The organism is Mycoplasma sp. 4463 (assembly GCF_048381515.1).
GTDB lineage: Bacteria > Bacillota_I > Bacilli_A > Mycoplasmatales > Metamycoplasmataceae > Mycoplasmopsis.
On sequence record NZ_JBLWID010000007.1, the window covers coordinates 17,989 to 28,409 of the forward strand.

A 10,421-nucleotide genomic window follows, 5' to 3' on the forward strand; every position below is an offset into this window, starting at 1 on the left:
GTTTTTTGTATAGGAGAATATATGAGACAACTTAAACAGCATGAATGACTTGAACTTTTTTCAGATTATGATGATTTTAAAAAGGGTCTAATGTCAAAAAATAATTTTAAAAACAATTTTGTTTTTTGTCAATTCACATTGACCACAAAACTAAATTTATTGTAAATTACAATTTGTCCAAAATAAATGATTTAGATTTAGTTATGAAATACATGTCAAAATAAAATTAAACAAACAATGAATAGCACATTTAGACCATTGTTTCCAATATTTAACTAAAGATTATTTGCAAACAATATCTAAAAATAATGGCATTGTTTCAATGGAGAGAGTTAGCAACTCGCCATACAACATAGAAGCAGAATATTTATTTTCGATTTTAGAATCTGAATGTTTAAAACTAATTTATATAACCAAGATAACTTTTGATGATCTTAGCAAAATAATTAATGAGTTTATTTTTGATACATCAACGAAAGTATTCAATCAAAATCAGATTGAAAAACACCCCGACAACGTTGAGATGATATTATGTCTAATTAACCCTTCTATCCACCTTTAGTGTGTCTGTTTATTTATTTTGTTTAGAATTTTCACAAGAGGCAACAAATTCCACAAGAATTAACGTCATATCTGAAATTGATTTAATTTTCAAAAAAGTTTGAATTTTTTCATAATTCTCTTAGTAATTCTGATACAATTAACACTTATATTACACACATATATATATATATATATATAGAATAGGAGATATGTATGAAAAATAAAGCATTAAAAAGGAGCCTTTTAATTATTCCTGCATCAGTACCATTAGCAGGACTTGTTTTGACTCTTTCATCGACTACAAGCTCAACCAATGTGACAAGTAAAACTACTTCAGGCACTAATTGAACTTTTGATAAAGTTAATATTGATTTACAGGATAATCTTTGAAAGAACTATAATTCACTTCCAACTTCAAATCATAATGCCAGATATGCACCATATAGATATATAAATATTTTTAATTCAAACGGTAATCAGAATTTCAACGACACCAATGCTAATTGACAATATCGAGCAGTTGGAGATTCATGATTTAGATTATTTGATGCCTCAAATCCAGGTTTTCCAAACAACGTAAATGTTTCCGATTGAACAGGTACTAATTATGCAACAGAAAGTGGAACACTTTATTCTTGACAAGTAGATGGTTTTAGAGACAAAGGTGTAGATCATGGACCGTGATGAAATGGGAATGGATATAATCCAAGTACTGATACCAAAAGATTTAAAATAGGTTATAACTTAGTTAATAAACCATTACATGGTTCTGCAACTCAAGGTGCGCAATCAACATTCTATACAGGAGCATTTTATTTTTCAAATGATATGAAAATAGCAAGTGATATTAAAATTCACTTGTATATTAAAGTTGATGATAGAAATAATTCAAATGTTTTACAACAAAAAACTTATACTATCAAATTAAAAGAAGAAAAAAATGCTAACTTATCTGATTATGATATTTCACCTTGAATTGGAAAAGTACAAAGAGTAAATAAAGATCCTCTTCGTGCTTCTCAAGCTGGAGATACTTTAGAAGCATGATTAACTAATTATGCATACTTGCCTTATTACAAAAACACTCCAACATCATATACAAATGGGTTGAGTGCTGATTTGCTTAGTCAAAAAAGAACTTGAGACAATTATAGATCTTCAGATAAGCATAACGGAATGTATGATATTTTAGTATCTACTCCAACCAATATGTCAGATATTAGATCAAGAGGATTTCAGTTATCAAATAGCAGTGGTTCATATGTAAATTTTGGTTTATTCCAAAAAAATCTTATTAATAATGATAGACCAGCTGACATTATATATAACAATCAAGGTGGTTTATTTGTCTTCAATATTGAAATGGATAAAAAGCTTGATTATTTAGTTGCTGGAGCAGTAGCAGAAGTAGAATTTGAGCCATATAATGATGTGGCTAACGCAAGCACTACGACATTTTTTGGTAATACCGGTTCATCAACAACCAATAAATCTTTCTTTGGATCAGCTGAATATCGTCAAAAAGATGATGACGATAATCAAAGAATTGTTTCTGGATTTTGAAAAATAGCTGATAGATCTGAATCTCAACGTAAAAAATTCTATACTTTAGAACTTGTTGATTCAGAACTTGGTTCTGATCTTTATGATCCTAAGAGTGATGCATTTCCGGAAACGACTTTAAGAATTACTGAAAATGGAAATTCAAATATTAATTATGAGATTAATAAAGATGGAATTAATAGAAACAAAAAAACAATTAGTACCAAAAGTGTTTATCAAGATACAAAAGCAGTAAATAGTAAAAATTCTTTACGTTTAAAAAGTACAATTAATAGTAGAGATGCTAAAAAATGAAAAGTTAAAAGCAATAGTTCATTAACCGCTAGCCCATTAACATCAAGTAGATTTGATAGTGATGGAATCGAATTCAATCCAATTACTTATACATATACTGATCTTGAATTAGCTAAGAAATATGTTGATAATAAACAATGATTAAATAAAGGTCAAAAAGATTATTTAAAAATGGTATTAGATAATGAATCTGGATTTGAAGCAAGTAAGCAATATTCAGATAGTACTCTTTTAACTAAATGAAAAGAGAAAATTGATACTCTTGATAAACAACAAGAAGCAATTGAAAAAAAATATAAAGAAATTCGTGATTTTCCTTTAAGTAATAGTGTTTATGACTCAAAATACGATGCAAATATAACTAACAAAATCATTTATGCTTTAGCTACAAAATCATCTAAAGATACTTTAGATTCAATAATAAGTAGAAATATTAACAAAATTAATTTCCGTTCAACTGAATACAATACCGAATCTGGTGCAATTGATAGAACTACTTCTACAGAATATTCAATTTCTAATCCAAGTGGTGCGTCATATAATAATTTAAAAACTTCAATGGATTCAGTCTACAATGCACTTAATAATTCTTTAACTACTGTAATAACTAGTGGTAAAACTGAAATTGAAAAATATTTTGCAAAATTAGCAGATTATCCAATTACTGAACAAAATTCTTCAACTTATAGTGGAAATTACAATAAAGCTAAAGACCTCATTATCAATACAATTAAAGATCAAGTTAAAAACCTTAGTTTAAAAAGTCAACTAAATCCATTTGCTAATTTACATGCTACAAACGAGCAAATTAAGACAATTATTGATTTAATTAGTAAAGTTAATAAATTAAATAATGACAAAAATTCAGTTAAGTCACAAATTGAAACTTATAAACAATCAGAAAATGACTTTAATAATTTAGGTTCTTTTGAATTTGCAAGTTCTACAAATAGAATTGATTTAACAGCTCTTGATGCATTTGATAAAAACTTAAAAAATGCTTCTGATAAAACTATTCAAAATATTTTTGAATCAACTGCTATTCTTAAAAAGTTTTATGATGATAATAATGACATTTTTGCTAAACAATGAGTAGAAAAAGCAAAAGGTCTTGACGGTGCGATTAATGAATTTAATACCGAAATAGATAAATTTAACTATTTAGACGCAAATCAAAAAACAAGTGCTAAAAATAATTTAAAAAGTGCTTTGAGTACATTCAATATTTTTTCTTATAATGAAAATACAGTCAAACTTATTCTAAATAATGAATTTATTAAAAAAATAAATGATCATATGGCTAGTGCTTTAGTGACTGCAAAAACAACAGCTAAAACTCAAATTTCAGCATTAAATATAACGGATGCAGAAAAAAATCAAGTTAAACAAGAAATAGATAATGCCACTCTTTACAAAGACAATTATGATGAAAATAAACCATTTGCTGACAAAATTTTAATAGGTTCAGACAAAAATATTAAAGCAATTGTTGATAAATGAACTGAAAGAGCCAGAATTAAAGACTATACTGCTACTTTTGATTATCCAAATAAAAAAATTGAACCTACAACTGCTGACAAAAATTTAGTTTCTCAACTAAGTATTTCTCCTGATGATAACGGTTTAGAAACTGAAGTTATTTCTATTAGCGGTAATGATGACACAGGAACTTTAACTGTTACTTATAGAGTAGTAAAATCAAGTGATAAAACTAACGTTTATACTCAAAATAAAACCTATGATATTACAGGTTTTGCTAATGAGCAAAATAGAGTTAATAAATTAAATGCTACTCCAGATTATAAAGATGCGAGTGAAAAACCAAATATTCAAGCATCAACTGTTGTAAACAGAAATAATAATGCTGAAGATATTAATTGAGTATTACCAGACAGAACAAAAATTTATCAAGATAGTGTTAGATATCTTGGTTATAACGATATAGACGGTAAAATTAAAATTGCATATAAATTGCAATCAACTGTTAATGCAAGTGCAATTTCTGATGAAAAAACTACAGAAATTACTGGTTTTGAAACAGAATCTACTAGATTAAATAATTTAGTCAAACAAGACACAGATGCTAACAAAAATACAATTCTTGACATCACTGCAGACCCTATTAAACGTGCTTCAGATTCAACTTTAAATACTGATTACACAATTGCTTTAGCAAAGGGTTATGGAACTACTAATCGAGTTGAATTAACTGATTTATCATCTCCTACAAATAATGATACTAATGGTTCAGTTTCATATACATATAAATTAAAAACTACAAGAACTAAAGAAGATTTAGTAACAATTACTGAAGAAGCGGTTGATAACAATAATATTTATAGTGATCTTTCAGCATCACAAACAAGAACTGGCTTTTTAACTCAAGCTGAATATGAACAAAATCAAAAAGATGCAGCAAAAAAAGCAATTGATAATTATAAACATTTAAATGATGCACAAAAAAACGCTATTAAAGAAGCAATCCAAAATGCTTCAATTGATCAATTAGACCAAAAAGTTGATGATGCAAGTGATTTAAATGATGCAATGGAAGCTTACAACGATGCAACTAATAATATTGAAACAATTAAACAAGGCACAGATTATACTCAAGCAGATAATAATAATAAGAGTGCTTTAGATAATGCAGTAAATCAACAAAAAACTGATGTTGATAAAACTAAAGGATCTAATTTATCATTAGAAGAAGTTAAAAAGAGAACTAAAGCAATTCAAGACGCAATTAGTGCTTTAAATGGTGATGAAAAATTACAAGAAGCTAAAGATGAAGCGATTAGAAAAATTAATTCTGATTATTCATCATTAACTGACAAACAAAAAGAAAAAGCAATTGCTTTAACTAATGAACAAACAACAATTGATGGTGTTACTACTCAAGATGCAACTAATAATGCATTAAATTCTTCAATGAAAACCTTGCGTGATTACATAGCAGATCAAGATACTGTAACAGCAGGCAATAATTATACTTATACTACTAACGCCTTAAGAGAAGCCTATGATGGTAATCCAACTAAAGATGGCAATCAAAAAGGTGGAGTAATTAAAGAAGCAGAAGATTTAGTAGATGCTTTAAATACTGACAATAATGACAATTTAATGAATAAAGAAACAATTGATGCTTTAAACAAAAAAATTAAAAGCGCAATTGATGCTTTAAATGGACAAGAACGTTATGATGAAGAATTAGAAAGATTAAATGATTTATCTCTTGCTTTAGCTAAAGTTAAAGATGCAAAACAAGCTACAGACACAGCGAGTGAAATTACAACTGATGAAATTGAATTTAAGGATTCTACAATCCCTGCAGATGTTAAACCAGTTGATTTAGTTATTTCAAATCGAAATGAATTAACAGGTAAATTAGACTTAAGTTACAAATATCAATCAACTAAAGAAAATCTTGAAAATGTTAAATCAACCAATGTTTATACATTAAATAACAATAATGCCTTAAGCACTTTAACTGAACAACAAAGAGTGGACGCTATTTTAGCTGATTCAAACGTTCCATTTACTATTAATGAAAGTAATACTAACGCAATCGATAGAAATCAATTACCAAGTGAAGTTGCTAAAGAAGCTATTAAAGCGTTTAACAACCCAGCAAACTTAGATGTTGAAGGTTATTTAAACAGTATCAAATTATCTCCAAACAATGATAATGGTACATTAGATATAACATTCAATATTGCTTCAACCAAAGCAATATTGAATTCGAATAATGACCCACAAAACCCAGCAGTTGTTTCAACTGACACAAGAAAAATTACTTTAACAGGCTTTAAAACAACTTTACAAGTTGAAAAAGAAAAAGTTACCAAATACATTAATAACAACGTTCCTGAAGCAAAAAAACAAGCTTTATTAGATGAATTAGCAAACGCTAATACTCTTGATGAAGTAGCTAAAGTTCAACTTAAAGCAGAAATTGAAAAAGCTATTGCTGAGGCAACAAATAATTACCCTTATTTAAATAACAATCAATTAGATACTTATAAAGCAGATTTAAAATCAGCTACTTCAACTGAAGCAATTCAAGCTCGTAGCACAACAGCAAACACATTGAATGCCAAAATGAAAGAATTAAGTGATGCTATTAAAGATGAATTAACCGCTTTAACTAAAAAAACAGTTGAAGATGATCAAAACAATGATGCTAAAACAGCTATTGTTTATACTTTAGCAGATGCTAATAAAAAACAAGCTTTTGATAACGCTTTATCAGCAGCTCAAGAATTACTTAATAAAACTAATGGCGCTAACTCAGAATTAAGTGCTGTTGATACAGTATTAAGCAATTTACAAACTGCTTATGGTGAATTAAATGGTGATCAAAACCAAAATGCATTAAACGAAAGAATTGATGCTTTAAACAATTTAACTGATGATCAAAAAGCACAATTAAAAGAAAATATTGCTAACGCCGACGCTCAAGCAGATGCTGAAACTATTGTAGAAGCGGCAGAAGCATTAGACGCCAAAATTGCCGATACCAAAGAACAATTAGGCGAATTAAATAATTACAAAAACAATGATGTTTATAAATTAGATAAAGAAAATAAAGACGCTTATGATACAGCGCTTGAAAATCTTCAAGATGCTTTAGATGAATTAAGCAACAAAGACTTAACTTCTGTAAGTGCTGCTGATCTTAACAGTGAAGCTACTAATTTAGACACCAAAGTAAGTGAAGCAAATCAAGCTAAAGACCTATTAGATGGTATTAGAAGTGATCTTAAAGATAAATTAAATAATTTTGATAACTTAACTCCTGCCAACAAGCAAGCATTAATCAACTTGATTAATGCCGATGACAAAGAGTTAAGTGCTGAAAAAGTGACTGATTATCTAAACCAAGCATTAAACTTAGCTAAAACTAACGTTAATAATGAAATAGACAAATTAACACATTTAACACAAGCAGAAAAACAAGCTTATAAAGATGCGGTTAATGAGGCTGAATTAAACACTGCAGACGGTGAAAAATATGACAAAAATATTAATGACATCTTAACCCAAGCCAAAGCCGATGATGAGGTCAAAAAAGCTTTAATTAAAGCTATTAATGACAAGCAATATTTAAACGATGCTCAAAAAGCGGCTTTAATTGACAAAGTTTATAAAACTCCATTAGCTGAACTTAATGAATTTAAAAATGATGCCACATCATTAGATGACGCAATGAAAACATATAGCGAAATTGCCTCTGTTGATAAAGATAGCATCAAATATAAAGAAGCATTTGAAGATAGACAAGCTGAATATAACAATCAAATTACTAATCGTGACAATGCTTTAAATAAAACTGATGGTGCTAATTTATCATTAGAACAAGTTAAAGAAGCAATCAAAAAATTAAATAAAGCAATCGACGATTTAAATGGTGAAGAAAGATTGCAAAGAGCTAAAAATGAAGCGATTGCTAAAATTACTGGTGACAATCCAACTTACACTGATTTAACAGATGCTCAAAAAGCAGTTTTAATTGATCAAATCAATGTCCAAACATCAATTGCTGATGTTAATGCAGTCGATGCTAAGAACAAGCAAATTAATGATTTAACCAAAATGCTTAAAGAGAATATTAATGGTGAAAGTGGTATTAAAGACTCAATTCATTACACAGGTTCAGAACATGATGTAAAAGGGAATTATGATGAAGCCATCGAAGCAGCTAAAGAATTATTAGCTCAATTAAATGAGCCAAATTCAGATACTAATAATATTGTTGATTTAGATAGAATTAAAAACCAAAACCAAGCTGTTCATGATGCAATTGCTGCCTTAAATGGTGAACAAAACATTAAAAAACGTAGAGAAGAAGCTTTAGCTAAATTAGAAGAATTAGAACACATTAATAATTTACAAAAAGCAGGTTTAACTACTCAAATCGATAATGCAACATCACCAGAAGAAATTGACGAAATTGTTGCTAATGCAACTAACTTAAATGAGCAAATGGGCTTATTAAAAGAAGAATTAGCAAATCAAGCACCAGTTAAAGACACACCTAAATACTTAAATGCTGCTGAAGACCCCCGCAATAAATATGATGATTTATTAAATGAAGCTACATTTTTAGTTGACAAAGAAAATGGTGGTGCTCAACTAAGCCCAGAAGCAGTTGCTGACTTAATTAATAACATTAAAGTTGCTGAACAAGCTCTAGATGGTAATGAGAAATTTGATGAAGTAAAACAACAAATTATTGCTGATATCGATGCTTTAGAACATTTAAATGATGCTCAAAAAGCAGCCCTTAAAGAATCATTAAATGAGAAAAAATTAATTGCCGACCTTAAACAAGTTGGCGAAGATGCTAAACTTCTTGATAACGCAATGGCAGAAATTAAAGCTAAAGCTCAAGAAATAGCTAATGATTTAGCTCAAGAAGGTAATTATAAATATGTAGCAGCAACCGAAGAGCCAAAAACAAATTATGATAATGTTAAAGCCAAAGTTGATGCGTTAGTTGATCCTAGTGGTAATAACTTAAACTTAAAAGAAGTTCAAGACTTACAAAAAGCTTTAATAGCAGCTGAAAAAGCACTTGATGGAGAAACTAACTATGATTACTTTAGAAATAAAGCAATTGAAAAAATTCAAAGCAATCCTAATTTAACAGATAAAGAAAAAACAGCCTTAATTGACCAATTAAATAATGTTCAATCTCCTAACGATGACGAAGGAATTACTAAAGAAGAATTTTTAAACAATTTAGACAAAATTGTTGATAAAGCAAAATTAATTGAAACAATTAAGAATGATGACAATTTAACTCCAGAACAAAAAGCAGACTTGATTGATGACATTGTTAAAGCAGATTCAACACAAGCAAACTATGATGATGTGCTTGGCAAAATCAAAGCTAAAGAAGATGCGTATAAAACATTGAATAATGATGATTCATTAACAGAAGACGATAAGGCTAAATTAAGCAAAAACATAGCCAACATTGAGGCTAATAGTCCTAAATTTAATGAAGAGTTAAACAATGAAAAAATCAAACAAGATGCTATCAAAGAAATTAGAAACGATGATAATTTACCTGAAACAACAAAGAACAATTTAGCTAATGAAATTGCTGAATTAGACAATAAACAAGCTAAACCAGCATTAAATTACCAAATTGATAAGGTTAAAGAAAAACAAAAATTAATAGACGAAATTCAAGCTTCAAATCTACCAAATGAACAAAAAGAAGGCTTAATTAATGAAATAAATTCATTCAAGGGAAACGATGACAAAGCTCCAGTAATCCTTGATAAAATTCGTGATCAATTCAATAAATTGAAAGAAATTCAAGAAGATCCAAACTTAAGCCAAGAAGACAAAGCTCAATTAGTTCAAGATGTTTTAGCTAACGATCCAAAAGATGAAAAATACTATGAAATAGCTAAAAACATTAACAAGAAACAAGAAGCAATTGATCAAATTAGACAAAATCCAAACTTGACAGAAGAACAAAAAGATTCGATTTCTCAAAACATTAGAGAATTAGATGAAACAAGCGATGAATTTGCTAATAAATTAGACAATGAAAAAGCTAGATTAGACTTAATTGATCAATTACATCAAGAAGCTAAAGACAACAAAATTTCTGATGAAAGTAGAGATAAATTAATTAGCGAAACACTGGATTTAGTTAACGATTCAAGCTTTGTAAATAACTTAAATAACATTAAAGCTAAAGACAAATTAATTCAACAAGTTAAAGAGAGCGACGTGCTTAATGACACAACCAAAACAACATTAATCAATAACATTTTAGATAATAATGCTACAAGCGCAGAATTTGATAATAAACATAATCAAATTACTCAATTATATGTTGATGCTGATGAATTGGCTAAAGCTAAAAATGATTTAGTGGATTTAACCAAATCTAAGAAATTTGAAAAATTATCTAAAGATAAACAAGATGCAATTAATAAAGCAATTGCTGATTCGGATGAAATTTTAAATAATCTTAACTCTTATAAAAATGAAGATGTGGT

The 10,421-nt window shown here is 28.5% G+C and carries 1 protein-coding gene; it reads left to right on the forward strand.

From position 1 onward, the window contains the following. Positions 1-756 precede the first annotated feature (756 nt). Positions 757-10,421 (forward strand): hypothetical protein (locus ACNF36_RS00890; RefSeq protein ID WP_418303413.1); only part of this gene is annotated, 9,665 nt, incomplete at its 3' end.